Source organism: Thioclava sp. DLFJ4-1, from assembly GCF_002020145.1.
GTDB classification, from domain to species: domain Bacteria; phylum Pseudomonadota; class Alphaproteobacteria; order Rhodobacterales; family Rhodobacteraceae; genus Thioclava; species Thioclava sediminum.
Genome location: NZ_MPZT01000004.1, coordinates 24,844 through 50,072 on the forward strand (window position 1 = coordinate 24,844; position 25,229 = coordinate 50,072).

The window sequence follows — 25,229 nt, forward strand, 5'->3', positions numbered from 1 at the left end:
TTGATGTGGTCTATGCCGCATAAATTCAAGAAAAATGTTGCGAACCCCACATTTTGATGCAGTTTAACGGGGTAGAACCGCGTGGCCTTGGAGGACTTCCGAAGCCAATCGCGGGATTTGGGAGAGCTTATGATCTATTTCCTGATCAATCTCGCGGGCGCGGTGGCGCTGCTGCTTTGGGCGGTTCGTTTGATCCGCACCGGGGTCGAGCGCGCTTTCATGGCCTCGCTGCGCCAGTTCCTGCGCCGCACGGCGGGCACGCGGATCAGCGCGATGACCGCGGGGACGGGGGCGGCGATGCTGCTGCAAAGCTCGACCGCCGTCGCGATCCTGACCGCCGGTTTCGCCGCGAGCGGAACATTGGCCGCCGTGTCGGGCGTGGCGCTGGTGCTGGGCGCCGATCTGGGCTCGTCGATCGTGGCGCAGATCCTGCTCTCGCCGATCCATGTTCTGGTGCCCGCGCTTCTCGTGATCGGGGTGACGCTGTTTCTCAAATCAAAAGCCCGGCGACCGCGCCAAGCGGGGCGTATCTTCGTGGGTCTGGCGCTGGTGCTGCTCTCGCTCGGTCTGATCGGCGAGGCGACGGCGCCCCTGCGCGACAGCGAACTCGTCGATGCGGTGCTGACCCGGCTGGGTAGCGATCTCGTCTCGGCCTTCGTCCTCGGGGCCCTGCTGACATGGGCGATGCATTCCTCGATCGCGGCGGTCTTGATGTTCGTGACCTTCGCGGGGCAGGGCCTTTTGCCGGGGACGGGCGCTGCGGCGATGGTGCTGGGCGCGAACCTCGGCGGGGCGATCATCCCGGTGATGCTGACGCTGTCCGCCGATCCGATACCGCGCCGCATCATGGTCTCGAATTTCGTCCTGCGCGGGGGCGGGGCCGCGCTGGTGCTGATCGGTCTGATGGCTTTCCCGCATGCGCTCGACTTTCTGGGCGCGACGACGGCGCGGCAGGTCATCAACCTGCATCTGGTCTTCAACCTCGGCGTCGCGATCCTGTCGCTGCCGCTGATCCCTGGGGTGTTGCGCCTTGCCGAGGCGGTCGTAGTCGAGCGCAAGGATCTGTCGCCCACGCGGATCACCGCACTCGACGAAAAGGGGCTGGGGGACGCGGGTCATGCCCTTGGCAATGCCGCGCGCGAGTTGCTGCGCATGGGCGAGCAGGTCTTGGAGATGCTGCAGCCTGCGCTCGGGCTTTTCGTCCGCTGGGATCCGGAGGTCGCCGCCCGTATCAAGCGCAACGAGAGCGAAGTCGACCGCATGCATTACGAGATCAAGCTTTATGTCGCGCGGCTGAATGAGACGCGGCTGAGCACCGAGCAATCGCGTCGCGCGATGGAGATCGCGATGGTGGCGAACCATCTTGAGGATGCGGGCGATCAGATTTCGACCAACCTCGTCGATCTCGCCCAGCGCATCCACGAACGCGGCCTGACATTCTCGGATGAGGGGCTGCGGGAGCTGACCGATTTCCATGACCGCGTCACCTCGAACACGCGTCTGGCCTTGAACGTCCTGATGTCGGGGGAGATCGACGATGCGCGCCAGTTGGTCGAAGAGAAAGACCGGACTCGCGCCGCTGAGGCCGATTTGCAGGCGGCCCACCTTGCCCGGCTGCGCGCGAATAACAGCGCCTCTATCGAGACCACGAATATCCATCAGGAAACCGTGCGCGCGCTGAAGCAGATCAATACGGACGTGACCTATGTCGCCTATCCGATCCTCGAACAGGCAGGCGATCTGCGCGCGACGCGCCTGACCGGGTGAGCCGCTCGGACTCGTGCCTTCCTTGACTCAGTTTCCTTGCGCGGAAAGTCGCAACAGCTCCTCGCGAAGTCTGAGCGCGAGCGGAGACAGGGGCCGTCGGCGCAGGCCCAGCAGGTAATAGGACGACACCCGAAATTCCTGCTGGATGCGCAAAACCGCGAAGCCCGCGTTGACGGGCTCGCGGATAAGAAGCTGCGCGACCTCTTCCGAAACGGCGGCCACGGCGTCGCTTTGCGCGAGATAGGCGATGGTGAACAGCAGTGACGGGCTGTTCACGCAGTCGCGCGGCTCGGACAGGCCCAGCGCGGCGAAGGCCTCGAAGGTCGCCTCGCGGATCGGCGCGCCACGCTGCTGCAGGATCCATTCGTAATCCCCCAGTTCGGTCATCGTGACGAAGGGCGAGCGGGCCAGCGGGTGATTGGCGCGCACGAGAAAGACGATTTTCTCGTCGCGCATCGGGGTGATGTCGAACAGCTCGCTGTCGAACTCGGGTAGAACCCGGGCGAGGATGAAATCCATCTCTCCCGCCGCGAGATATCCCAACAGATCGCGTGACGGCAGAACCTCCACGGAGATATCGCTCTCGGGCGAGGCGCGTTTGACGGCGCGGATCGCGGGCACGAGATAGCCCACCGCAGGGCCGGTCACCGCGCCGATCCGCACGCGCCCAGCATGGCCGCTGCGCAGCGCCTCGATGTCGGAGCCCATGCTTTCGAGCTCGCGCAGAACGGCCCGGGCGCGGCGCAACACGGCCAACCCGATCTCTGTCGGCTCCATGCCCTTGGGCTGCCGGGTAAACAGCGGCGCATCGACCCGACGCTCCACCTCGGCCAGCATTCGAGACGCGGCCGGCTGCGTCATGGCGCAGCTTTCGGCGGCAAGCTGGAGTTGCCCGGACTCGGCGACCGCTCGGATCAGGCGCAGCTGCGCAGGTTTCAGCATCAGGTGAGAAAGGGGCATATCACTTTCGGTATGCAGATTGCGTTGAATGTAATTTTATCATCATGCTCTCACATTGCTAGTGTTTCTCCCACGCCCGGTATCGGGCTGCGCGAGGAGGACAGACGGGTCGCGCACCGTCATAGGGAGGACACCATGAAAATCAAAACCGCCGCCGCAGTGCTGGCGATCGGCACCGCTATGCTCGGTTCCGGAGCTTGGGCCGAAACCGTTGGCATCTCGATGCCGACCAAATCGTCGGCTCGCTGGATTTCTGACGGCAACTCGATGGTCGAACAGTTCCAGGCCGCAGGCTACGACACTGACCTGCAATATGCGGAAGACGATATTCCGAACCAGCTCGCTCAGGTCGAGAACATGATCACCAAGGGCGTGGACGTTCTGGTGATCGCGGCGATCGACGGCACGACGCTGTCGAACGCTCTGGCCAACGCGAAGGCCGCCGGTATCAAGGTGATCGCCTATGACCGCCTGATCCGAGACACCCCGGATGTCGATTATTACGCGACCTTCGACAACTTCAAGGTCGGCGTGGAGCAGGCCAATTCGCTGGTGCAGGGGCTCAAGGAGCGTTTCCCCGACACCAAGCCGTGGAATGTCGAGCTGTTCGGCGGCTCGCCGGACGATAACAACGCCTATTTCTTCTATAACGGCGCGATGTCGGTGCTGCAGCCGCTCATCGACTCGGGCGATGTCGTGATCCCGTCCGGGCAGATGGGCATGGACACGGTCGGCACGCTGCGCTGGGACGGTGCGGTCGCACAGTCGCGCATGGATAACCTTCTGTCGGCCAATTACACCGACAAGCAGGTGCAGGGCGTGCTCTCACCCTATGACGGGCTGTCCATCGGTATCCTGTCCTCGCTCAAGGGCGTGGGCTACGGCTCGGGCGACATGAAGATGCCGATCGTCACCGGTCAGGATGCGGAAGTGCCTTCGGTGAAATCGATCCTCGCGGGCGAGCAATATTCGACCATCTTCAAGGACACCCGCGAACTGGCGAAAGTCACCGTGGGCATGGTCAACGCGATGCTCAAGGGCGGCGAGCCCGAGATCAACGATACCGAGACCTATGACAACGGCGTCAAGGTGATCCCGTCCTACCTGCTCCAGCCGGTGCCGGTGGACAAATCGAACTGGGAAAAGGTTCTGATCGGCTCCGGTTACTACACCAAGGATCAGATCGAGTAAGCCGGGCCTCCCCGACTTGCCACGCTGGCCGCCCTTCGGGGCGGCCAATCCCCCCGATTTGACGCCGGAGAGGTCGGATGACCACCCTTCTTGAAATGCGCAACATCACCAAGACCTTTCCTGGTGTGAAAGCGCTCGACGACGTCTCGATCGCGGTCCGTGACGGTGAAATCCACGCGATCTGCGGCGAGAACGGCGCGGGAAAATCGACCCTGATGAAAGTGCTCTCAGGCGTTTATCCCGCAGGCAGCTATGAGGGCGAGATCGTCTATGACGGCGCCGCTGCCGAATTCCGCGACATCCGCGACAGCGAAGATCGCGGCATCATCATCATCCATCAGGAACTGGCGCTCGTGCCGCTTCTGTCGATCGCCGAGAACATCTACCTCGGCAATGAGCGCGCCCAGAGCGGCGTGATCAACTGGCAGGAAACCTTCCAGCAGACCGAGGGCCTGCTGAAGAAGGTCGGGCTGCGCGAGGCGCCCGGCACGCTGGTCGACAGCCTCGGCGTGGGCAAGCAGCAACTTGTCGAGATCGCGAAGGCGCTGTCGAAGAACGTGCGCCTCTTGATCCTCGACGAGCCGACTGCGGCGCTGTCGGAATCCGACAGTCAGGCGCTGCTGGATCTGCTGCTGGAGCTGAAGGCGCAGGGCGTCACCTCGATCATCATCAGCCACAAGCTGAACGAGGTGAAGCGCGTGGCCGACAGCGTCACCGTGATCCGCGACGGCGCCACGATCTCTACCATCGACGCGCGCGGCGGTGACCTCACCGAAGACCGCATCGTGCGCGACATGGTGGGGCGCGACATGGCGCATCGCTTCCCCGACCGGACCCGTCGCGCGGGCGAGGTGCTGTTCGAGCTGAAGAACTGGAACGTGCGCCACCCCGAACATCGCGACCGCCAGATGATCCGCGACCTGTCGATGCATGTCCGCGCCGGCGAGGTGGTCGGCATCGCGGGGCTGATGGGTTCGGGCCGTACCGAGCTTGCCATGAGCGTCTTCGGGCGCAGCTACGGGCGCGACATCTCGGGCGAGGTGCTGATCCACGGCAAGCCCGCCGATGTCTCGACCGTCGACCGCGCGATCGCAGCAGGGCTCGCCTATGTCACCGAGGACCGCAAAAGCCTCGGGCTGATCCTCGAAGAGACCATCCAGCGCAACACCAGCCTCGCCAATCTCGGCGCGGTGGCGAAGAACGGCGTGGTCGAGGATTTCCGCGAGACCGAGGTGGCCGAGAAATACCGCCGCGACCTCAATATCCGCACGCCGTCGGTGTTCCAGAAGGTGATGAACCTCTCGGGGGGTAACCAGCAGAAGGTCGTGCTCGCGAAATGGCTCTTTACCGAGCCGGAGGTGCTGATCCTCGACGAGCCGACGCGCGGCATCGATGTCGGCGCGAAATATGAAATCTACGGGATCATCAATGAACTGAGCGCGGCCGGGAAGGCCGTCATCATGATCTCTTCGGAGATGCCGGAACTTCTGGGCATGTCCGACCGGATCTACGTGATGAACGAGGGCAGCTTCGTGGGCGAGTTGAACGCCGACGAGGCGAGCCAGGAGCGCATCATGTCCTTGATCGTTAGGGAATAGGGAAAGTCATGGACCAGATCGAACAAGCGAATTCCGAGCCCTCGGGAGGCCTTGGGATCGGCGCCTATATCGCGCGCCACATCCGCGAATACGGACTGCTGTTTGCGTTGATCGCGATCATGCTGTTCTTCCAGATCGTGACGGGCGGAACGCTGCTCAAACCGGTCAACATCACCAACCTGTTCCTGCAGAACAGCTACATCATCATCATGGCGCTGGGCATGTTGCTGGTGATCGTGGGGGGCAATATCGACCTCTCGGTCGGCTCGGTCATGGGCTTCATCGGGGCGTTCGCCGCGGTGTTGATCGTGTCGATGGACCTGCCGGTCGCGGTGGCGATCCCGGCTTGCCTCGTGATGGGCATGGCGATCGGCGCGGTGCAGGGCTATTTCGTGGCCTACTGGAAAATCCCGTCCTTCATCGTGACGCTGGCGGGGATGCTGGTGTTCCGCGGGCTGTCGCTCTGGCTGCTCGAAGGCCAATCCATCGGCCCCTTCCCGAAATCGTTCCAGGCGCTCTCGACCGGGTTCATTGCCGATCCGTTCGGCGTGGGACGTCCGAACATGCTGGCGCTGGCGGTCGGTGTCGCGGCTGTGGTGCTCTTGGTGTGGCTGGGCCTGCGGGCTAGGTCGCGCGATGCGCGCTACGGGATCGAGGGCGAACCCCTTGGCCTCTTCGTGCTGCGCAATGCGATCGTCGCCGTGGCGCTTCTCTTCGTGACGTGGAAGCTCGCATGGTTCCGTGGCCTGCCGAACGTGCTGCTTTCGATGGTGATCCTGACGATCATCTATGTCTTCGTGACCGAACGCACCACGCTGGGTCGCCGGGTCTATGCGGTGGGCGGTAACTCCAAGGCGGCCAAGCTGTCGGGCATCCGCACCGAGCGGCTGACCTTCCTCACCTTCGTGAACATGGGTCTTCTGGCCGCGCTCGCCGGTCTCGTCTTCGCCGCACGTCTGAATACCGCGACCCCGAAAGCTGGCTTCGCGGTCGAGCTCGACGTTATTGCGGCGGTCTTCATCGGGGGCGCTTCGATGTCGGGCGGTTCCGGCAAGATCATCGGCGCGGTCGTCGGCGCCTTCATCATGGGCGTGATGAACAACGGGATGTCGATCCTCGGGATTGGCATCGATTACCAACAGGTCATCAAGGGGCTCGTGCTGCTCGCCGCCGTCTTCTTCGATGTCTACAACAAGAACAAGGAAGCCTGAGATGTTGCTCTCGCAATTGACCCTTGCCGACGGATCGCGCGCCGTGGCCGTGCGCGACAACGGCCCCGCGCATCTGGTTCCGGGTGTCACCTCGACCCGCGATCTGGCGCTGGCCGCCATCGCCGCGGGGCACGATCTGGCGACCGAGATCGCCGCGCGCGGGCAGGGGGACGAGGTGGACCTGGAGGCCGCCTATGCCGAGGGGCGGATGCTGGTGCCGCTCGATCACCCCGATGCCGCGCATCTGCATCTGACGGGGACGGGACTGACCCATCTGGGCTCTGCCTCCACACGCGATGCGATGCACACCAAGGTCACCGAGGAGATGACCGACAGCATGAAGATGTTCCGCATGGGGCTGGAGGGCGGCAAGCCCGCCGCTGGCTCCGTGGGTGTGCAGCCCGAGTGGTTCTACAAGGGTAACGGTCTGGCGGCGGTCGCCCCGGGCGCTGCGCTGACCTCGCCGAGCTTCGCGCTCGACGGTGGCGAGGAACCGGAGGTCGCGGGGCTTTACGTGATCGCGCCCGACGGTCAGCCAGTCCGTGTGGGCTTCGCGCTTGGTAACGAGTTCTCCGACCACGTGACCGAGCGCGGGAACTATCTGTGGCTCGCCCATTCCAAGCTGCGTCCGGCGAGCTTCGGCCCCGAGATGCTGGTGGGCGATCTGCCGGATAGCGTCGAGGGCACCAGCCGCATCCTGCGCGATGGCAAGACGGTCTGGGAGAAACCTTTCCTGTCGGGCGAGGCGAACATGTCCCACTCCATCGCCAATCTGGAACATCACCACTTCAAATACGCGCCCTTCCGCGATCCAGGCGATGTGCATGTGCATTTCTTCGGGACCGCCACGCTCAGCTTCGCCGACGGGATCAGCGCCGAACCGGGCGATGTCTTCGAGATCGAATGCCCCGCGTTCGGTCTGCCGCTGCGCAATCCGCTCGCCCGCAATTCCGACACGTCGGCCCCCGTGGCCGTCGCCAGCCTCTGAGGTCCGATATGGCTTTCACACCCGCCCCTTGGCCCCGCAAACTGCGTTCGCAGGAATGGTATGGCGGCAATACGCGCGACACGATCTATCACCGCGGCTGGATGAAGAACCAAGGCTATCCGCATGACCTGTTCGACGGACGCCCGATCATCGGTATCCTCAACACATGGTCGGATCTGACGCCCTGCAACGGCCACCTGCGCGAGTTGGCCGAGAAGGTGAAGGCGGGCATCTGGGAGGCCGGCGGCTTCCCCGTCGAAGTGCCGGTCTTCTCGGCCTCGGAGAACACGTTCCGCCCGACCGCGATGATGTTTCGCAACCTTGCAGCCCTCGCGATCGAAGAGACGATCCGCGGCCAGCCGATGGACGGGGCGGTGCTTCTGGTGGGCTGCGACAAGACCACGCCGTCGCTGATGATGGCAGCGGCGAGCTGCGATATTCCGTCCATCGTCGTGACCGGCGGGCCGATGCTGAACGGCTATTTCCGGGGCGAGCGCGTGGGCTCGGGCACGCATCTGTGGAAATTCTCCGAAGCCGTGAAGGCGGGCGAGATGACGCAGGAGGAATTCCTCGAAGCCGAAGCCTCGATGTCGCGCTCCTCGGGCACCTGCAACACGATGGGCACGGCGTCGACGATGGCGAGCATGGCCGAGGCGCTCGGCATGGCGCTCTCGGGCAATGCCGCGATCCCGGCGGTGGACAGCCGCCGCCGCGTGATGGCGCAGCTTTCGGGCCGCCGCATCGTGCAGATGGTGAAGGACGATCTGAAACCCTCCGACATCATGACCAAGCAGGCTTTCGAGAACGCGATCCGCACCAATGGCGCGATCGGCGGCTCGACCAACGCGGTGGTGCATCTTCTGGCGCTGGCGGGCCGCGTCGGCGTGGATGTCACGCTCGATGACTGGGACCGCTGCGGGCGCGACGTGAAGACCATCGTCAACCTGATGCCGTCGGGGAAATACCTGATGGAAGAGTTCTTCTACGCGGGTGGTCTGCCGGTCGTGCTGAAACGTCTGGGCGAGGCGGGGCAGCTCCACAAGGACGTGCTGACCGTCTCGGGCGGGGCGCTCTGGGATGAGGTCAAGGACGTCGTGAACTGGAACGAGGATGTGATTCTGCCCGCCGACAAACCGCTGACCGATCAGGGCGGCATCGCGGTGGTGCGCGGCAATCTCGCGCCTAAAGGGGCGGTGCTCAAACCCTCCGCGGCGAGCCCGCATCTGCTGACCCACCGTGGGCGCGCGGTCGTCTTCGAGGACATCGACGACTACAAGGCGAAGATCAACGACGACGCGCTCGATATCGACGAGACCTGCGTGATGGTGCTGAAGAATTGCGGCCCCAAGGGCTATCCCGGCATGTCCGAGGTGGGCAACATGGGCCTGCCGCCGAAAGTGCTGAAGAAGGGGATCACCGATATGGTCCGCATATCGGATGCGCGGATGTCGGGGACAGCTTACGGAACGGTCGTGTTGCACACCTCGCCCGAAGCCGCGGCCGGAGGGCCGCTGGCGGTCGTGCAGAACGGCGACATGATCGCGCTCGACGTGCCGAACCGGAGCCTGACGCTCGAAATCTCGGACGCGGAGCTGGCCGAGCGCCTTGCGAAGTGGCAGCCGAGCCATGAGCGGCCGGAAGGTGGCTATGCGTGGCTGCATCAGGCGCATGTGATGGGCGCGGATACCGGGGCCGATCTCGATTTCCTCGTCGGCTGCCGGGGCAACCCGGTCGGAAAGGACAGTCACTGATGAAACTCGCGCTCGTCGGCATCGGCAAGATCGCTCTGGATCAGCACGTGCCCGCAATCGCTGCCAGCCCCGATTGGGAACTGGCCGCGACGGTCTCGCGGCATGGCACGGTCGAGGGGGTGCCCGCCTATACGCAGATGGAGGAGATGCTCTCCGCCCATCCCGAGATCGAGGTGGTGAGCCTGTGTCTGCCGCCCGTGCCGCGCTTTCTGGCTGCGCGCGCAGCGCTGGAGGCCGGACGACACGTGATGCTCGAAAAGCCGCCCGGGGCGACCTTGGCCGAGGTGCACGCGCTCGAAGCGATGGCTTCTGCGCGGGGCCTCACGCTGTTCGCGACATGGCATTCGCGCATGGCCCATGCGGTCGCGGCGGCAAAGGCGTGGCTTGCGGATCGCAAGGTGCAGTCTGGCCGGATCAAATGGCGCGAGGATGTGCGCAAATGGCACCCCGGACAGGACTGGGTGTTCGAGCCGGGCGGCATGGGCGTTTTCGATCCGGGCATCAACGCGCTCTCGATCCTGACGGAAATCCTGCCCGCGCCGGTTCACCTGACCTCGGCGGAGCTGGAATTTCCCGCCAATCGACAGGCCCCCATCGCCGCGCGGCTGAATTTCACCGGCGAAATTTCCGCCGATTTCGACTGGCGGCAAGAAGGGCCGCAGACTTGGGATATCGAGCTGGAAACCGATGCCGGGCCGATGGCGTTGCGCCTTGGTGGCAACGTCCTTGAGATCGGCGGCGCGAAAGCCGAGGGTGCCGAGAGCATCATGGAAGAATACCCCGCACTCTATGCCCGCATGGCAGAGCTGGTGCGGCAAGGCGCATCCGATGTGGATCTCGCGCCGATGGTGCATGTGGCCGACGCATTCCTGCTGGGCCGCCGCACCGCTGTTGAAGACTTCGAATTCTGAAGGATACCAAATGACCTATACCCCGCATGGCAAGCATCTGATCGCAGGCGATTGGGTAAAGACCGAGACGCGTTTCACGTCTGACCCGGCGCATGGGCCCTCGCACGAGTTCTGCATGGGTACCGTCGAGATGGTGAATGCCGCCTGCGAGGCGGCCGAGGAGGCGTTCTGGGACTATGGCTATTCGAGCCGCGAAACCCGCGCGAAGTTCCTCGAGACGATTGCCGACGAGATCGAGGCACGCGGCGAGGCGATCACCGAGATCGGCACGCAGGAAAGCGGTCTCCCCGAAGCGCGCCTGAATGGCGAGCGCGGCCGCACCACCGGTCAGCTGCGGATGTTTGCAGAGCATATCCGCAAGGGCGACTACCTCGACCGGCGCCACGACAAGGCGCTGCCCGATCGCCAGCCGCTGCCGCGTCCGGATCTGCGGATGATCCAGCGTCCCATCGGCCCGGTCGCGGTGTTCGGCGCGTCGAATTTCCCGCTCGCGTTTTCGACGGCGGGCGGCGACACGGCCTCGGCGCTGGCGGCGGGTTGCCCGGTCGTGGTGAAGGGGCATCCGGCTCATCCCGGCACCGGCGAGATCGTGGCCGAAGCGATCAAGGCCGCCGTCGAGAAATGCGGAATGTCCAAGGGGGTGTTCAGCCTCGTCCAAGGCGGCTCGCATGATGTGGGGCAGGGGCTGGTGCAGCACCCGCTGATCAAGGCGGTGGGCTTCACCGGCAGCTTGGGTGGCGGCAAGGCGCTTTACGACCTTTGCGCGCAACGCCCCGAGCCGATCCCCTTCTTCGGCGAACTGGGCTCGGTCAACCCGATGTTCCTGCTGCCGGAAGCGATCGCGGCGCGCGGTGAGGATCTGGGTGTGGGCTGGGCGGCCTCGCTGATGATGGGCGCGGGGCAGTTCTGCACCAACCCCGGTATTGTCGTGGTCAAAGAAGGCACCGAGGGCGAGACGTTCGTGAACGCGGCCCTCGCAGCGTTGGAGGCGGGCGGATCGCAGGTCATGCTGACCGACGGTATCGCCGAAGCCTATACCAAGGGTGCCGCGCGGTTCGAGGAGGCCGGAGGCGTTCAGCAATTGCTGACGCAGGTTTGCGACCGGCGCGAGGCGAAACCCTACCTGTTCCGCGTCTCCGCCGCCGATTGGCTGGAGAACGAGGTTCTCTCCGAGGAAGTCTTCGGCCCGCTCGGGCTGATCGTGACGGTCAAGGATGACGACGAGATGATGAAGGTCGCGCGCAGCTTCTCGGGGCAGTTGACCGCGACGCTGCATATGGATGACGGCGATGCGGCGCTGGCCGGACGGCTGCTGCCGGTGCTGGAGCGCAAGGCGGGCCGGGTGCTCGCGAATGGGTTCCCGACGGGCGTGGAGGTCTGCGACGCGATGGTCCATGGCGGGCCGTATCCGGCGTCCACGAATTTCGGCGCGACCAGCGTCGGCACGCTCGCGATCCGGCGCTTCCTGCGGCCCGTTTGTTTCCAGAACATGCCCGAGAACCTCTTGCCCGAAGACCTGCAGGGGTGAGAGGCTTCCGCAAATTGCGGGAGGATTCATATGAGCGTGTTTGACGACAGGGTTTGCGAGTTGGGCGAAGGGCCGTTCTGGCATCCCGAGCGCAGCCAGTTCTTCTGGTTCGATATCCTGAACCGCAAGCTGCTGACGCGCGATGCCAATGGCCCGCTCGAATGGCAGTTCGAGGGCATGGCCTCGGCGGCAGGCTGGGTGGATCGCGAGCGGATGATCCTCGCGACCGAGACCGGCCTGTCGCTGTTCCATATCGGCGAGGGCACTCTGGAGCCGCTCGTCGAAGTGGAGGCCGACGATCCCGGCACCCGCTCGAATGACGGGCGGGCGGATCGGCAGGGTGGCTTCTGGTTTGGCACGATGGGCAAAGAGGCCGAGCGCGGGCGCGGCACGATCTATCGCTATTACCGGGGCAAGCTGCGCCGTCTCGTCTCGGGGATTTCGATCCCCAACGCGATTTGCTTCACGCTCGATGGTCGCACGGCCTATTTCGCGGATACGCCCAGCCGGAAGGTCTGGTGTCAGTCGCTTGATGCGGATGGCTGGCCCGAGGGCGAACGTCGGCTGTTTCTCGATCTGTCATCCGAGGGCCTCTATCCCGATGGGGCGGTGGTGGATGCCGAGGGTGGCCTCTGGTGCGCGCTTTGGAGTTCGGGACGGGTGGCGCGCTTCGATGCGGAAGGCCGCATGACCCATCATCTCGATCTGCCGGGGAAGAACAGCACCTGTCCGGCCTTCGGGGGCGCGGATATGCGCGACGTGCTGGTCACGAGCGCGCTGGAGGGCATGACCGACCCCGATGCGGATCAGGGGCTGTCCTATCTGCTGCGCGCGCCGGTCGTCGGTGTGCCCGAGCCGCGCGTGATCTTGTAACTTTTGTCGCGAGTCAGCTCGTGCGGCGTTCGCTCGCCGCACGCCGACTCTGAGTCGCGAGGGCAGGGTAATCCGGCCTTCGCGACCGCTTCGTGACACCGAAACCGTCACAAAAATCGCCTGCGGACTGTCATTTTCTCGGCGAAATTTACGTAAGGGTCGGCTGAAAACGCCCTTGCCTCGCGGCGTCGCGATTTTGGCGTGATGGCCAGACGCGTGTGAAAGCGTCTTGTTCCCTGCCATTTCAGGGGCTTTCGCACAGCGGGGATCGTGATCCCGAAGCCCCTAAAACCGCCAGATTATCACGCCCTGTCACGCAATCGCGACTGTTACATAGCTGTCAAAAAGCCCCGTCATGAGTGCACCCAGCGGACGGGACGAGTTTCGTTACCGCGTTCATAGCTTCCGAATTCTGACAGCGAGGACTGTTCAATGTTCATCACCCGCCTCACCCTCACCGCCGCGATTGCCGGTGCGACGCTGGCTTCGGCCGCCGCGGTGCAGGCCGCCGACATCTCCGGCGCCGGCGCGACCTTCCCCTATCCGATCTACTCGGCCTGGGCGAAAACCTACAAAGAGAAGACGGGCACGGGCCTCAACTATCAGGCCATCGGCTCGGGCGGCGGCATCAAGCAAATCGAATCCCGCACCGTGACCTTCGGCGCCTCGGACAAACCGCTGGGCGGCGACGAGCTGGAGAAGAACACGCTGGTTCAGTTCCCGACCGTCATGGGCGGCATCGTCCCGGTCGTGAATGTCGAAGGCATCAAGCCGGGCGAGCTGGTTCTCGACGGCGAGACGCTGGCGAAAATCTACGAAGGCAAGATCACCAAGTGGAACGATCCGGCCATCGCCAAGCTCAACGAAGGCGTGAAGCTCCCCGACGCGGCGATCGCCGTTGTTCACCGTTCGGACGGTTCGGGCACCACCTTCAACTACACCTATTACCTCGCCTCCGTCGATGAGACCTGGAAGAACGACATCGGCGTCTCGACCGCTGTCGAATGGCCGGTGGGTCTTGGCGCCAAGGGCAACCAGGGCGTGGCTGCGAACGTCGATCAGACGAAGAACTCGATCGGCTATGTCGAATATGCCTACGCGCTGCAGAACAACATGACCTACACGGACATGATCAACAAAGCAGGCAAGAAAGTCGCGCCGAAGGCCGAAGCCTTCGCCGCTGCCGCCGCCAATGCCGACTGGTCGAGCCAGCCGGGCTTCGGCGTCATCCTCGCCAACCAGCCGGGCGACAAGACTTGGCCGATGACCGCGGCGACCTTCATCCTGATGCACAAGGACGCCAAGGACGGTGCAGCTTCGACCGAAGCGCTGAAGTTCTTCGACTGGGCCTATGCGAACGGTGGCGATGCTGCCGCCAAGCTGGACTACATCCCGATGCCCGAAAACGTCGTGGCTCAGATCAAGAAAGAATGGGGCCAGATCAAAGGCGAGGACGGCAACGCTGTCTGGTCGATGAACCACTGATCCTTCCTGCCATAAACACCTTCGGGGGAGGGCTGCATCTGCGGCCCTCCCTTTCTGCGATTTTGAGTGGAGTGCGCGATGACGGCGACAAGCGATTACGACAGCGGCGTGAAGAGCACGCGCCCGGTGGCCCAGTCCGACCGGATATTCGGCTCTTTGACGCTGGCCGCTGCGGTGGTGGTGCTGATGGTTCTTCTGGGCGTGTTCGCCTCGCTCGTCATGGGGGCGTGGCCGGCGTTTAAGGAATACGGGCTGCCGTTCCTGTGGACCGCGAAATGGAACCCGGTGACCGACAAGTTCGGCGCGCTGGCGCCGCTTTACGGCACGGTCGTCACCTCGATCATCGCGATGGTCATCGCGGTGCCGGTGGGGCTTGGCATTGCGATCTTCCTGACCGAGACCTGCCCGCGCGTGCTGCGCCGACCCTTGGGGATCGCGATCGAGCTGCTCGCGGGCATCCCCTCGATCATCTACGGCATCTGGGGGCTCTTCGTCTTCGCGCCCTTCATGCAGAGCTATATCCAGCCCTTCCTGATCGACACGCTGGGCCATGTCCCGGTGATCGGCACGCTCTTCGCGGGCCCGCCCTACGGGATCGGGATGCTGACTGCGGGGCTGATCCTCGCGATGATGATCCTGCCCTTCATCGCGTCGCTCGCGCGCGATATCTTCCAGACGGTGCCGCCGATGCTGCGTGAAAGCGCATACGGCATGGGCATGACCCGCTGGGAGGTGAACCGCCATATCGTGATCCCGCATGTGCGCACCGCGCTGGTGGGCGGCATCATGCTGTCGCTTGGCCGCGCGCTGGGCGAGACGATGGCCGTGACCTTCGTGATCGGCAACGCGCATCGCATCTCGGGCTCGATCCTCGCGCCGGGCACCACGATCTCGGCCGCCATCGCCAACGAATTCACCGAGGCCACGACGCCGATCTACACCTCGTCGCTGATCGCGCTGGGCCTCGTTCTGTTCATCCTTACCTTCATCGTGCTTGCCGCGGCCCAGTGGATGCTCAAGCGCATGAAGCAAAAGTCGGGAGCGTAAGACATGGCTTCGATGACCCGCAGAAAAACCATCAACGCGGTGATGATGACGCTGTCCACGGGGGCGGCGGCGCTCGGCCTCTTCGTGCTGGCCGTGATCCTGCTCTACCTGCTCTACAAGGGGGCGAGCGCGCTGAACCTTTCCGTCTTCACGCAAGACACGCCCTCGCCGATGGAGCCCGGGGGCTTGCGCAATGCGATCCTCGGCTCGGTCATCATGTCGGCGATCGCGGTGGCGATCGGGACGCCGATCGGCATCCTCGCCGGGACCTACATGGCGGAATACGGGCGCTATGCGAAGCTGTCCAAGGTGATCCGCTTCGTGAACGACATCCTGCTGTCGGCACCCTCGATCATCGTGGGCCTCTTCGTCTATCAGGTGCTCGTCGTCAGCCTCGGGCATTTCTCGGCGCTCGCGGGCTCGGTCGCGCTGGCGATCCTCGTGATCCCGATCGTCGTGCGCACCACCGAGGACATGCTGCGCCTCGTGCCCGACCAGCTGCGCGAGGCGGGGCTTGCGATGGGTTGGCCGCGCTGGATCGTGATCCGCACGGTCGCCTACAAGGCGGCAATGGCGGGGATCGTGACCGGCGTGCTGCTGGCCATCGCCCGGATTTCGGGCGAGACCGCGCCGCTTCTCTTCACGGCGCTCAGTAACAACTTCTTCAGCCTCGATCTGACGCAGCCGATGGCCTCGCTGCCGATCACCATCTTCCAATTCGCGCTCTCGCCCTACGATAACTGGCAAGCCCTTGCCTGGGCAGGCGCACTTCTCATCACCGTCGCGGTGCTGGCGCTGTCGATTGTCGCCCGCCTCGTCACCTCCAAGAAGGAGAAACACTGATGGATACCCTCACTCGCGAACGCTCTCCGATGACCTTCGACGGGGTGGATCCCGCGCCGAAATCGCGCATCTCGATCAAGAACCTCGATTTCTTCTACGGTGATTTCAAAGCCCTGAAATCGATCAATCTCGACCTGCCCGAGAACCGTGTGACGGCTTTCATCGGTCCGTCGGGCTGTGGCAAGTCCACGCTCTTGCGCGTGCTCAATCGGATGTATGACCTCTATCCGAAGCAGACCGCGACGGGGGAGGTGCTGCTCGATGGCGAGAATGTCCTCGGCAAGAAGGTCGATCTGAACCGGCTGCGCGCGAAAGTGGGCATGGTGTTCCAGAAACCCACGCCCTTCCCGATGACGATCCACGAGAATATCGCTTTCGGCCTGCGCCTCGCGAATTACGCGAAATCCGAGATCGACGACCGGGTGCAGGCGGCGCTGAAAGGCGCGGCGCTCTGGGACGAGGTGAAGGACAAGCTGCAAAGCTCGGGCCAGTCTCTCTCGGGCGGTCAGCAGCAGCGCCTGTGCGTGGCGCGCACCATCGCGGTGGAGCCGGAGGTGATCCTGCTCGACGAGCCGGCTTCCGCGCTCGATCCGATCTCGACCGGCAAGCTGGAAGAGACGATCCACCAGCTCAAGGAGCAGTTCACCATCGCCATCGTGACCCACAACATGCAGCAGGCGAGCCGCGTCTCCGACCGCACCGCCTTCATGTATCTGGGCGAGCTGATCGAAGAGGGCGAGACCGCGCAAATCTTCACCCGCCCGCGGGTCGAGCGCACCTCGGATTACATCACCGGGCGGTTCGGCTGACCGAACTGCTGCCTTGTTCTTGCAGGGACGTGGGCGTAGAACGCGGCCAGTATTCAGCGGAGTGGTGACATGGCTTTGAACAGACGGCGTCTTCTGCAACTCGGTGCGGCTTCGATGGCGCTGGCGGCCAGCGCGCGCGGTGCGATGGCCGCGTTCGACCCCAAGCCCACGGGCTGGCGCAGCTTCGAGCTGGTCACCAAGGTCAGCCTGCCCGGCGGTGGCGAGACGGCGCAGCTTTGGGTGCCGGTACCTTCCGTGCATGGCGAGGGCTGGATGAAGCCCGGCGCGGTGAACTGGGAAAGCGATGCGGACGAGGTTCAGATCGTGAACGCGCCCGACACCGGCACGCCGATGGTGCATGCGGTCTGGGGTGCCTCCGACGGCCCGCGCAAGCTGACCCTGACGACGCAGGCGCAGACGCAGGATTTCGTGGTCGATCTGAGCAAACCGGGCGACGTGGAGCCGCTCGACGAGGTCGAGCGTGCGCGCTTCACCGCCGCGACCAAGCTGCTGCCGACCGACGGGATCGTGAAGCAGACCGCCGACTCGATCACCCGCGGGAAGACTGGCGATCTGGAGAAAGCCCGCGCGATCTACGAATGGATCGTCGAGAACACCGTGCGCAATCCGAAGACGCCGGGCTGCGGGTTGGGCGATATCTCTTTCATGCTGACCTCGGGCGACCTGTCGGGCAAATGCGCCGATCTCAACGCGCTCTTCGTCGGGCTGTCGCGTGCTGCCGGTCTGCCCGCACGTGATGTCTATGGCATCCGCGTCGCGCGCTCGCGCTTCGGCTACAAGAGCCTCGGTCTGAAATCCGACGATGCCACCGGCGCGCAACATTGCCGCTCGGAAGTCTGGCTGAGCGGCTTCGGCTGGGTGCCTGCGGACGCCGCCGATGTGCGTAAGGTGATGCTGCAGGAAGGCGAGGGCCATCTGGGCCTCAAAGACCCGAAGGTGGTCGACGTGCGCGCGAAGCTGTTCGGCGCATGGGAAGGCAACTGGGTTGGCTATAACTACGCGCATGACGTGGACCTGCCAGGTTCGGACGGGCCGGAACTGCCCTACCTGATGTATCCGCAGGCCGAGATCGACGGCAAACGCCGCGATTATCTAGACGCCAAGGACTTCACCTATCAGATCACCGCGCACGAACTGTCGGCCTGAAGTCTCTCGTATCGGTGACAATCGCGCACTTTCCCTTGGCGCCCTGCGGCGCTAAGGGCGTTTGCAGGAGGTGCGCCAGATGCGTGTTTTCATAAACGGGTTCGGACGGATCGGTCGCTCGGTGCTGCGCGCCTGGGCGGAGGTGCCTGCGCGCTGGCCGGGGCTCGAGATCGTGGGCGTCAACGATATCGAAGCGCCCGAGATGCTCGCTTACCTCTTCGAATATGACAGCGTCTTCGGCCCGTGGCGCGGGAGTGTCGGGCTGGAACAGGGGGCGCTGGTGATCAACGGCACCCGAATCGCGCTGCACCGCGCGGATGATATCTCCACGCTCGATCTGTCGGATGTCGATCTGGTGATGGAATGCACCGGCCGCGCCGACAGCCCCCAGATCGCGGGGCAGGGGATCGCAGGCGGCGCAGCTCGCGTGCTGATCTCGGGGCCTGCGAAAGCGGCCGAGATCACTGTGGTTCTGGGCGCGAACGACGCGGCGCTGAACGGGCAGAAGATCGTCTCCAACGCAAGCTGCACCACCAATGCGCTGGCGCCGCTTGCGCGGCTGATCGATGCGGAATTCGGGATCGTCACCGGCTCGATGACGACGGTGCATTGCTATACCGGCTCGCAGCCCACGGTCGACAAGCCGCGCGGCCCGATGGAGCGCTCGCGCGCGGCGGCGCTGTCGATGGTGCCGACGACGACCTCCGCGGGCAAGTTGATGGAAGAGGTGCTCCCCGATCTCGCCGGTCGCCTGATTGCGCAGGCGGTGCGGGTGCCCACGGCCTCTGTCTCAGCGGTCGATCTGGCGGTGACGGTGAAAAAAACTGCCACGGTCGAGCAGGTCAACGCGGTGCTGCAAGGCGCGGGTGGCGTGATCGGCACGACCGGGAAACCGCTCGTCTCCACCGATCTGCGCGCGCGCCCCGAGAGCATCGTCATGGCGCTGCCCGAGACGCGGGCGACCCAGCATGGGCTGATCCGGGTCTTCGGCTGGTATGACAACGAGTGGGGCTTCTCCAACCGCATGCTCGATATGGCGCTGCGGATGGGCTGACATGAAAAAGCCCCGCCGGTTGGGCGGGGCTTCGTGTCGTGTTCGCTTGGGCGCGGATCAGTTCCGGTTGCCCATGAATTGCAGCAGGAACATGAACAGGTTCAGGAAGTCCAGGTAGAGCTGCAGCGCGCCGATGATGGCGGCTTTGCCCATGAACTCCGAGTCGCTGGCCGCGAGCTGCAGGTAGGTGTTCTTGATGTTCTGCGTGTCGTAGGCCGTGAGGCCCGCGAAGATCAGAACGCCGATCACCGAGATCGCGAAGGCCATCGCCGAGGAGGCGAGGAAGATGTTCACGATCGAGGCGACGATCAGGCCGATCAGACCCATCATCAGGAACGAGCCCATCGCGCTCAGGTTACGCTTCGTGGTGTAGCCGTAAAGCGAAAGGCCCGCGAAGGAGATCGCCGTCACGAGGAAGGTCTGCGCGATCGAGATGCCGGTATAGGCGGCGAAGATGAAGCTGATCGACAGCCCCATCAGCGCGGCATAGACGAAGAACACGATCTGCGCCGTGCTGGTCGACATCTTGTTGATCATCGCACCGAAGGCGAAGACGATCGCCAGCGGCGCCAGCATCACAACCCATTTGAGGCCCGAGCCGAAGATCGCGGCAACGAGCGCCGGGTTCGTACCCACACCAAACGCCACGGCCCCGGTCACCAGCATCGCCAGCGACATAAGCCCGTAGACCTTGTTCATATGTGCGCGAAGACCCTCGTCAATCGCAGCCTGACGCGTGCCCGCCTGGGGGGTCCGCATCGTTTCGAAATCAGCCATCAGCACCTCCAACTATATCTCCCGGTCGTCCCTCGGACCGGTTTCGGTACCGATATTGGCAGAGCAGCCCCGAAATTCAAGATTTGGGGCTGCCTGAAAATGCGCCCTTTCACACTGTTTTCACGTCTTTTGTCTCAGCGGCCCGCGCGCCAGTGATCGGGGGCGTCCCAAATCCGGCGCCGTGCCTCGAATGCGGCCTCGGTCTCGCTCAGCCCGAGGTCGTCGAGAAGCCTTGAATCAAGGCGCTCGAGCGCCCGGCGCGACCGGTGATAGGCGGCCATGCGAGCGAGGGTCGCAAAGAGGCCCTGCCGTGCGGGACGGGCAGGGGCGCAGCAGGCGGCGTTGCGCCGGGTCAGGAAGGTCATCGTCTCATCCTCCGTGGCAGATCGTTCCTGCCGAGAAGGATGGCGCAAGTTTATTGATGATGAAAACGAATGATTGTGCTATTGAGCATCACGAAACGTGATGGATAGGCAGGCTGGGCGGACATGGCGCAAAACCTCGATATCGCAGCGCTGCGGGCGCTTCTTACGGTTGCCGAGACCGGGTCGGTGACGCAGGCGGCGCGACTTCTGAACCTGACGCAATCGGCGGTCTCGATGCAGATCCGTCGCTTGGAGGAGGCGCTCGACAAGGGGCTCTTCGACCGGGCGAACCGCAAGATGGCGCTGACCCGTGCGGGGCGCTCGCTTCTGGACCACGCCCGCCGGATCTGTGCCGAGAACGATGCGGCGCTGGCGCGGCTGCGCGCGACAGATGCCGAGGTGACCGTGCGGTTCGGTCTGCCCTATGATCTGGTCAGCCCGCAAATGCCGGGCCTGCTGCGCGCGATGGCCGAGCAATGGCCGATGGTGCGCCTGCAGCTTGTCTCGCGCCGCTCGTCGGTGCTGCGCCGGATGTTCGATGCGGGGGAGCTCGATATTATCCTGACCACCGAAGACAAGCCCGGACACGAGGCCGAGGTGCTGGCTTCCGATGATCTGGTCTGGATCGGTGCGCAGCTCGGGCGAGCCTTTTGCGAACGTCCGCTGATGCTGTCGATCGAGGAAAGCTGCGCCTTCTATGACGCGGCACTGGAGGCGCTTGAAACGGTCGGGATCGAGGCGAAATCCGCTTTCGAGGGACAATCGGACGAAATGGCAAGCGCAACGGTGGCGGCCGATATGGGCGTCGCGGTGCGTCTGTCACGATATATCCCGCTGGGCTGTGTGGCCCTGGGGCCCGAGAGCGGCCTGCCGGCGATCGGCCGTTCGCGCATCTGTTTCTACGACACGGGCCGATTGACCGGCGACCCGGTCGACGCGTTTCGCGCCATGCTCCGCGAGGCCTATGCCTGAGCGCCGATCTCGATGACCAGCTTGCCGGTGGAGCGGCGCGCGCGCAGATCTTCCAGGGCGTCGGGGATCTGCTCCATCGGATAGGTCGCGCCGATATGCGGGTTGAGGCCGCCCTGCGCGAACCAGTCGAAGAGCCGCGCCATCGAGCCGGTCAGCACCTGCGGGTCGAGCTTGAGATAGCCGCCCCAGTAGAGCCCGTGGATCGCGATATTCTTCACCAGCGCGTGGTTCAACGGCAGTTTCGGCTGGCTGCCGCTGGCGAACCCGATCACGAGATAGCGCCCGCCGGGCTTCAGCGCGCGGAAAGCCGCTTCGCCCGCCGGGCCGCCGATCGCGTCATAGACGACATCGCAGCCGCCAAGCGCCTTGATGGCCCCCTTGAGGTCGTCACTCTCACTGTCGAGCGTCTCATCGGCTCCGGCGTCCCGCGCGATTTGCTGCTTCGCCTCGCCGCGCGCGCAGGCGATCACCCGGGCGCCCATCTTCTTGCCGATCTCGACTGCGGTAAGGCCGACCCCGCCAGCCGCGCCCAGCACGACCAGCGTCTCGCCCTCGGCGAGCGCTGCGCGCGTCTCCAGCGCCACATGGCTGGTGCCGTAGGCGATCTGGAAGGCCGCAGCCTGCGCGTAGCTCATCGCGTCCGGCATTGGGGTGCAGCGGCTTTCCGGGAAATTGCCCGCCTCCGCCAGCCCGCCTTGGCCCGCAAAGACCGCAACGCGCGTGCCTGGAGCGAGGGTGCAGCCTTCGCCCGCCGCGATGACCTCTCCCGCGAGCTCCATCCCGAGCGTGAAGGGCGGGGTGGGGGTGTCTTGGTATTTCCCCTCGATCATCAGCAGGTCGGCGAAGTTCAGGCCGCAGGCCCGGATGGCCACCTGAACCTCGCCGGGCCCCGGCGCGGGCAAGGGGGTTTCGGTCAGTTCGGGGCGTTGCCCGGGGGCGGTCTGAACATAGGCGCGCATCGAATGCTCCGGCAGGTTGTGTCTTGAGGCGGGTCGGCCAAGCGGGTGGACCCTTCGTTGCCCGTGATAAACCGCGCGAGAGATCAGGACCAGCCCGCGCTTTTGGTGCCGGAAGCGACCCCGCGGCAGGTCCGATCCGCGGGTTGACGCGCGAATCAATCCCTCGTGAAAGACCGGTTAGCGCCACCATCTTCCCCTACGGCACCTGAGTCGTTGATTTGCAAATCGCAAAACACGCGGAAGGCGAATAGCGGGCGACCTATCCTTTAGGTTAGGTGTGCTGCGGAAAGCCGCAAATTCCCTGTCTTTTTAGACAGGTTTGCGATTTTACCCGCGCAGGCCACACTCAGCGCACGGTAGTTTGCGGGTGAAATTGGCTTAAAGGGGAAAGAGTATGAAGCATCCGGTTGATGTCCACGTGGGCAAGCGGATCCGGCACCGGCGCTGGATGATTGGGATGACCCAACAACAGCTTGCGGACAAAGTTGGGATCAAATTCCAGCAGATTCAGAAATACGAAACCGGGATGAACCGCGTCTCGGCGTCGCGTCTCTGGGATATCGCGGATGCGCTCGAGGTTCCGATCTCGTTCTTCTTCGAGGGCCTCGCGGAAGACAGCGGGATGCAACCGGAAGTGGCGGGGGATATTCTGTCCGACAAGGAGGCGCTCGCGCTCGTGCGTTCCTATTACGCGATCCCGGAGGCGCAGCGCCGCCGGCTGTTCGAACTGGCCAAGGTGCTGTCCGACGCGGCCTGAGCGCCACGCAAACGAGTTTAGGCGCAACTGGCGACCGAATGTGGGGCGGTCGGCAGCTTGACCCGGAGAAGGGGGGCGGTTACCGCTCCCCTTATCTCATTTCTGGGGGGCGGTTGCGGTGACGGCACGGCCCGGGGAGGACACCGATGCTTGATCTCGACACCGATACCCGTGCGGCGCTCGCCGCGCTGGCCAATGACCTTGCCGATTGCGCCCGTCGCGAGACCCTGGCGCAGTTCCGGCCCGTGGGCGGGATCGGCGCGGATAACAAGCTCGAAGGTGGTTTCGATCCGGTGACCGAGGCCGACCGCTCTGCAGAGGCCGCGATGCGCGCCTTGATCGCGGAGCGTCGCCCGCAAGACGGAATTTATGGCGAAGAGCACGGCGTGACCCGCGGCGAGAGCGGCCTGACCTGGGTGCTCGACCCGATCGACGGCACGCGCGGCTACCTGTCGGGCACGCCGACCTGGGGCGTGTTGATCGCCCTTTGTGCCGAGGAAGCGGATGGTCCCGGCGCGCCGATGATGGGCGTGATCGACCAGCCCTATATCGGAGAGCGTTTCACCGGCGGCTTCGGCCGCGCGACGCTGGAGGGGCCGCATGGCGGGCGCGATCTCGGCGTGCGCTCTGGGCGCGGGCTCGACAGCGCGACGCTTTTCACCACATTCCCCGAAGTCGGCACGCCCGACGAAGGCGCGGCCTTCGCCCGGCTGTCGCAGCAGGTGCGGCTGACGCGCTACGGGATGGATTGCTATGCCTATGCGCTGCTCGCCGCCGGTCAGATCGATCTGGTGGTCGAGGCCGGGCTGCAGCCCTACGACGTCGCGGCCCCGATCGCGGTGATCGAGGCGGCGGGTGGCCTTGTCACCAACTGGCAGGGCGGTCCGGCCCATCGCGGTGGACAGGTGCTTGCTGCCGCGTCGTCCGAGATCCACGCCGCCGCGCTCGACGTGCTGAACGGCTAACGTCTTCCTCTTGGCAAAAATATCCCGGGGGGTGAGGCGGGTTTAGCAGCCTTCCAGTGGAAGGACGCCCCGCCGAACGCCCGAAGCGCGAGCGGAGGGCAGAGAAGAGCGGGGGCAGCGCCCCCTCCACCCTCAGTCCTTGCGCTTGCGGAACAGCTTCTCGCGCCCGATCCGGTCCAGCAGTTCGCGTGTGGCTTCCGTTCCGAAATGCTGGCGATGGGCGAGGTCGGACAGGCGGTTTGAAATCTCGCGGCCGAGTTCTTCGGGAAGCAGCGAGAGCGTCGCTTCCGAGACCATCAGGCTCTCGACCGGGATGCCCTCGGCATAGATGATTTCGTGCCGGTCGAAGACCAGCGCGTAGTAATCGACGAACCCGCCCTCGCGCTGCCAGACATTCTCGCCATCGACGAGATGCTTTGCCTGCACGAGGATTTCCGACGTGTCGCCCAGCTTGTGCACGCCGCGGCGATAGAGGAACACGCGGTGATGGGGCGAGATCACCAGATCGCCCTCATTGCCCAGCACGCCCGCCGAAATCACGACCGGCGCGAAGGACCCCAGCGCGCGCATCGTCGCCTTCGCCACCAGCTTCACCGGTTGCGGGCCATTGTCGCGGGTCAGCACGCGCGCGCCCGGAGTGAGTTGCTCGATCGGCATCTGCGCGCCACCTGCCAGCGTGATCATCGTCCCGGTGGTGAAGGCCACACAGACGAGGTCCGACAGCAGCGCCTCGCCGGGATCTTCGCTGGCTTCCAGCAGCGTGTAATCGAAACGCGCCGCCATCGGTGAAAGCGGCAGCGCATAAAGCGCGTCCGTCGCGTCGTGGCGGATCATCAGGATATCGACCGTGTCGCCCTCGGGGGTGATCAGCAGGTGCCGGGCGATCAGCGCGAGCGCATCGCCCGGCGCGCCGATCTCGGAGCCCTGCGCCACGGTCGGCGCGGCGCCTTGCTGGGCCAGCACGAGGCGACGCGGTTTGGCGGCCCGATGAAGCTGATAGATGTCGCCGGGTTCGCAGTCTTCGGCGGGACCGAGCGCGTCGCCATGATTGGCGCCGGAAGTGACCCAGATATCCTCGGCTTCGAAGACGTGAACGATCTGGCTCGGGTTGGACACGCGCTCTCCCTCGCCCTGCCGGGCCGTCTGAAACTGATGGATCGCATCGGCTTACCGCGGGCCGCTCCCGATGGTCAAGCGGCGACAGCGCGCTTGTCCTCCCCGGCGCGCAAGCTACTGTCCGAGGCGAAGCTG

23 protein-coding genes are annotated in these 25,229 nt (G+C 64.6%); 18 read left to right on the forward strand and 5 right to left on the reverse strand.

Features of this window, described 5'->3' with window-relative positions; all coding sequences use genetic code 11:
- Nucleotides 1-129 precede the first annotated feature (129 nt).
- Entirely contained in the window at nt 130-1,767 is a 1,638-nt protein-coding gene (locus tag BMI85_RS13045) for a Na/Pi cotransporter family protein (RefSeq protein WP_078601608.1), read from the forward strand.
- Nucleotides 1,768-1,794: 27 nt separating this feature from the next.
- On the opposite strand, the gene BMI85_RS13050 is transcribed toward BMI85_RS13045, so the two are convergent.
- Nucleotides 1,795-2,727 carry a LysR family transcriptional regulator gene (locus BMI85_RS13050; RefSeq protein WP_078601609.1) on the reverse strand — a complete coding sequence of 311 codons (933 nt, stop codon included), beginning with the start codon at nt 2,725-2,727 and terminating at the stop codon, nt 1,795-1,797.
- Between the two features lie 135 nt (nt 2,728-2,862).
- On the opposite strand from BMI85_RS13050, the gene chvE reads away from it, so the two are divergent.
- From chvE to BMI85_RS13120, 14 genes are all read left to right on the forward strand, one after another.
- A complete protein-coding gene (gene chvE / locus BMI85_RS13055) occupies nt 2,863-3,918 on the forward strand; it encodes a multiple monosaccharide ABC transporter substrate-binding protein (protein WP_078601610.1) in 1,056 nt (351 codons plus the stop codon).
- A 77-nt stretch (nt 3,919-3,995) separates the two neighbouring features.
- Nucleotides 3,996-5,516, forward strand: coding sequence for a multiple monosaccharide ABC transporter ATP-binding protein (gene mmsA, locus BMI85_RS13060; RefSeq protein ID WP_078520306.1), 1,521 nt, complete (start codon nt 3,996-3,998; stop codon nt 5,514-5,516).
- An 8-nt stretch (nt 5,517-5,524) separates the two neighbouring features.
- Entirely contained in the window at nt 5,525-6,727 is a 1,203-nt protein-coding gene (gene mmsB / locus BMI85_RS13065) for a multiple monosaccharide ABC transporter permease (protein ID WP_078520305.1), read from the forward strand.
- A gap of 1 nt (nt 6,728) precedes the next feature.
- Nucleotides 6,729-7,715 (forward strand): AraD1 family protein, encoded by a 987-nt coding sequence (gene araD1, locus BMI85_RS13070; RefSeq protein ID WP_078601611.1) that lies wholly within the window; start codon nt 6,729-6,731, stop codon nt 7,713-7,715.
- An 8-nt stretch (nt 7,716-7,723) separates the two neighbouring features.
- A complete protein-coding gene (gene araD / locus BMI85_RS13075; RefSeq protein WP_078601612.1) occupies nt 7,724-9,466 on the forward strand; it encodes an L-arabinonate dehydratase in 1,743 nt (580 codons plus the stop codon).
- Nucleotides 9,466-10,377 (forward strand): Gfo/Idh/MocA family oxidoreductase, encoded by a 912-nt coding sequence (locus BMI85_RS13080; RefSeq protein ID WP_078601613.1) that lies wholly within the window; start codon nt 9,466-9,468, stop codon nt 10,375-10,377. Before araD ends, BMI85_RS13080 begins: the two co-directional genes overlap by 1 nt.
- 10 nt (nt 10,378-10,387) lie before the next feature.
- Entirely contained in the window at nt 10,388-11,905 is a 1,518-nt protein-coding gene (locus BMI85_RS13085; RefSeq protein WP_078601614.1) for an aldehyde dehydrogenase (NADP(+)), read from the forward strand.
- A gap of 24 nt (nt 11,906-11,929) precedes the next feature.
- Entirely contained in the window at nt 11,930-12,778 is an 849-nt protein-coding gene (locus tag BMI85_RS13090) for an SMP-30/gluconolactonase/LRE family protein (RefSeq protein ID WP_143595080.1), read from the forward strand.
- 432 nt (nt 12,779-13,210) lie between these two features.
- The gene (gene pstS / locus BMI85_RS13095) at nt 13,211-14,263 is read left to right on the forward strand and encodes a phosphate ABC transporter substrate-binding protein PstS (RefSeq protein WP_078548091.1); all 1,053 of its coding nucleotides are present in this window, start codon (nt 13,211-13,213) and stop codon (nt 14,261-14,263) included.
- Between the two features lie 78 nt (nt 14,264-14,341).
- Nucleotides 14,342-15,310, forward strand: a complete 969-nt coding sequence (gene pstC / locus BMI85_RS13100; protein WP_078601616.1) for a phosphate ABC transporter permease subunit PstC — start codon at nt 14,342-14,344, stop codon at nt 15,308-15,310.
- Between the two features lie 3 nt (nt 15,311-15,313).
- Entirely contained in the window at nt 15,314-16,153 is an 840-nt protein-coding gene (gene pstA, locus BMI85_RS13105) for a phosphate ABC transporter permease PstA (RefSeq protein ID WP_078601617.1), read from the forward strand.
- 29 nt (nt 16,154-16,182) lie between these two features.
- Nucleotides 16,183-16,962, forward strand: coding sequence for a phosphate ABC transporter ATP-binding protein PstB (gene pstB, locus BMI85_RS13110; protein ID WP_078549746.1), 780 nt, complete (start codon nt 16,183-16,185; stop codon nt 16,960-16,962).
- 69 nt (nt 16,963-17,031) lie between these two features.
- Entirely contained in the window at nt 17,032-18,129 is a 1,098-nt protein-coding gene (locus BMI85_RS13115; RefSeq protein WP_078601618.1) for a transglutaminase domain-containing protein, read from the forward strand.
- A 79-nt stretch (nt 18,130-18,208) separates the two neighbouring features.
- Nucleotides 18,209-19,183: a glyceraldehyde 3-phosphate dehydrogenase NAD-binding domain-containing protein gene (locus BMI85_RS13120; RefSeq protein ID WP_078601619.1), complete on the forward strand. Its 975-nt coding sequence runs from the start codon at nt 18,209-18,211 to the stop codon at nt 19,181-19,183.
- Between the two features lie 57 nt (nt 19,184-19,240).
- Here BMI85_RS13120 and BMI85_RS13125 read toward each other — a convergent pair whose 3' ends face one another.
- Nucleotides 19,241-19,960: a Bax inhibitor-1/YccA family protein gene (locus BMI85_RS13125; RefSeq protein WP_078541880.1), complete on the reverse strand. Its 720-nt coding sequence runs from the start codon at nt 19,958-19,960 to the stop codon at nt 19,241-19,243.
- Nucleotides 19,961-20,094: 134 nt separating this feature from the next.
- A complete protein-coding gene (locus BMI85_RS13130) occupies nt 20,095-20,325 on the reverse strand; it encodes a DUF1127 domain-containing protein (protein ID WP_078541879.1) in 231 nt (76 codons plus the stop codon).
- A gap of 123 nt (nt 20,326-20,448) precedes the next feature.
- Between BMI85_RS13130 and BMI85_RS13135 the strand changes: the two genes are divergently transcribed.
- The gene (locus BMI85_RS13135) at nt 20,449-21,297 is read left to right on the forward strand and encodes a LysR family transcriptional regulator (RefSeq protein WP_078601620.1); all 849 of its coding nucleotides are present in this window, start codon (nt 20,449-20,451) and stop codon (nt 21,295-21,297) included.
- On the opposite strand, the gene BMI85_RS13140 is transcribed toward BMI85_RS13135, so the two are convergent.
- On the reverse strand, nt 21,288-22,256 hold the full coding sequence (locus tag BMI85_RS13140; RefSeq protein WP_078601621.1) for an NADPH:quinone oxidoreductase family protein: 969 nt from the start codon (nt 22,254-22,256) through the stop codon (nt 21,288-21,290). The two genes, BMI85_RS13135 and BMI85_RS13140, sit on opposite strands and share 10 nt — an antisense overlap.
- Nucleotides 22,257-22,650: 394 nt before the next feature.
- On the opposite strand from BMI85_RS13140, the gene BMI85_RS13145 reads away from it, so the two are divergent.
- Nucleotides 22,651-23,013 (forward strand): helix-turn-helix transcriptional regulator, encoded by a 363-nt coding sequence (locus BMI85_RS13145; RefSeq protein ID WP_078541876.1) that lies wholly within the window; start codon nt 22,651-22,653, stop codon nt 23,011-23,013.
- 146 nt (nt 23,014-23,159) lie between these two features.
- Entirely contained in the window at nt 23,160-23,978 is an 819-nt protein-coding gene (locus BMI85_RS13150; protein WP_078601622.1) for an inositol monophosphatase family protein, read from the forward strand.
- Between the two features lie 132 nt (nt 23,979-24,110).
- Here BMI85_RS13150 and BMI85_RS13155 read toward each other — a convergent pair whose 3' ends face one another.
- Nucleotides 24,111-25,094 (reverse strand): Hint domain-containing protein, encoded by a 984-nt coding sequence (locus BMI85_RS13155; protein WP_078601623.1) that lies wholly within the window; start codon nt 25,092-25,094, stop codon nt 24,111-24,113.
- Between the last annotated feature and the right edge of the window lie 135 nt (nt 25,095-25,229).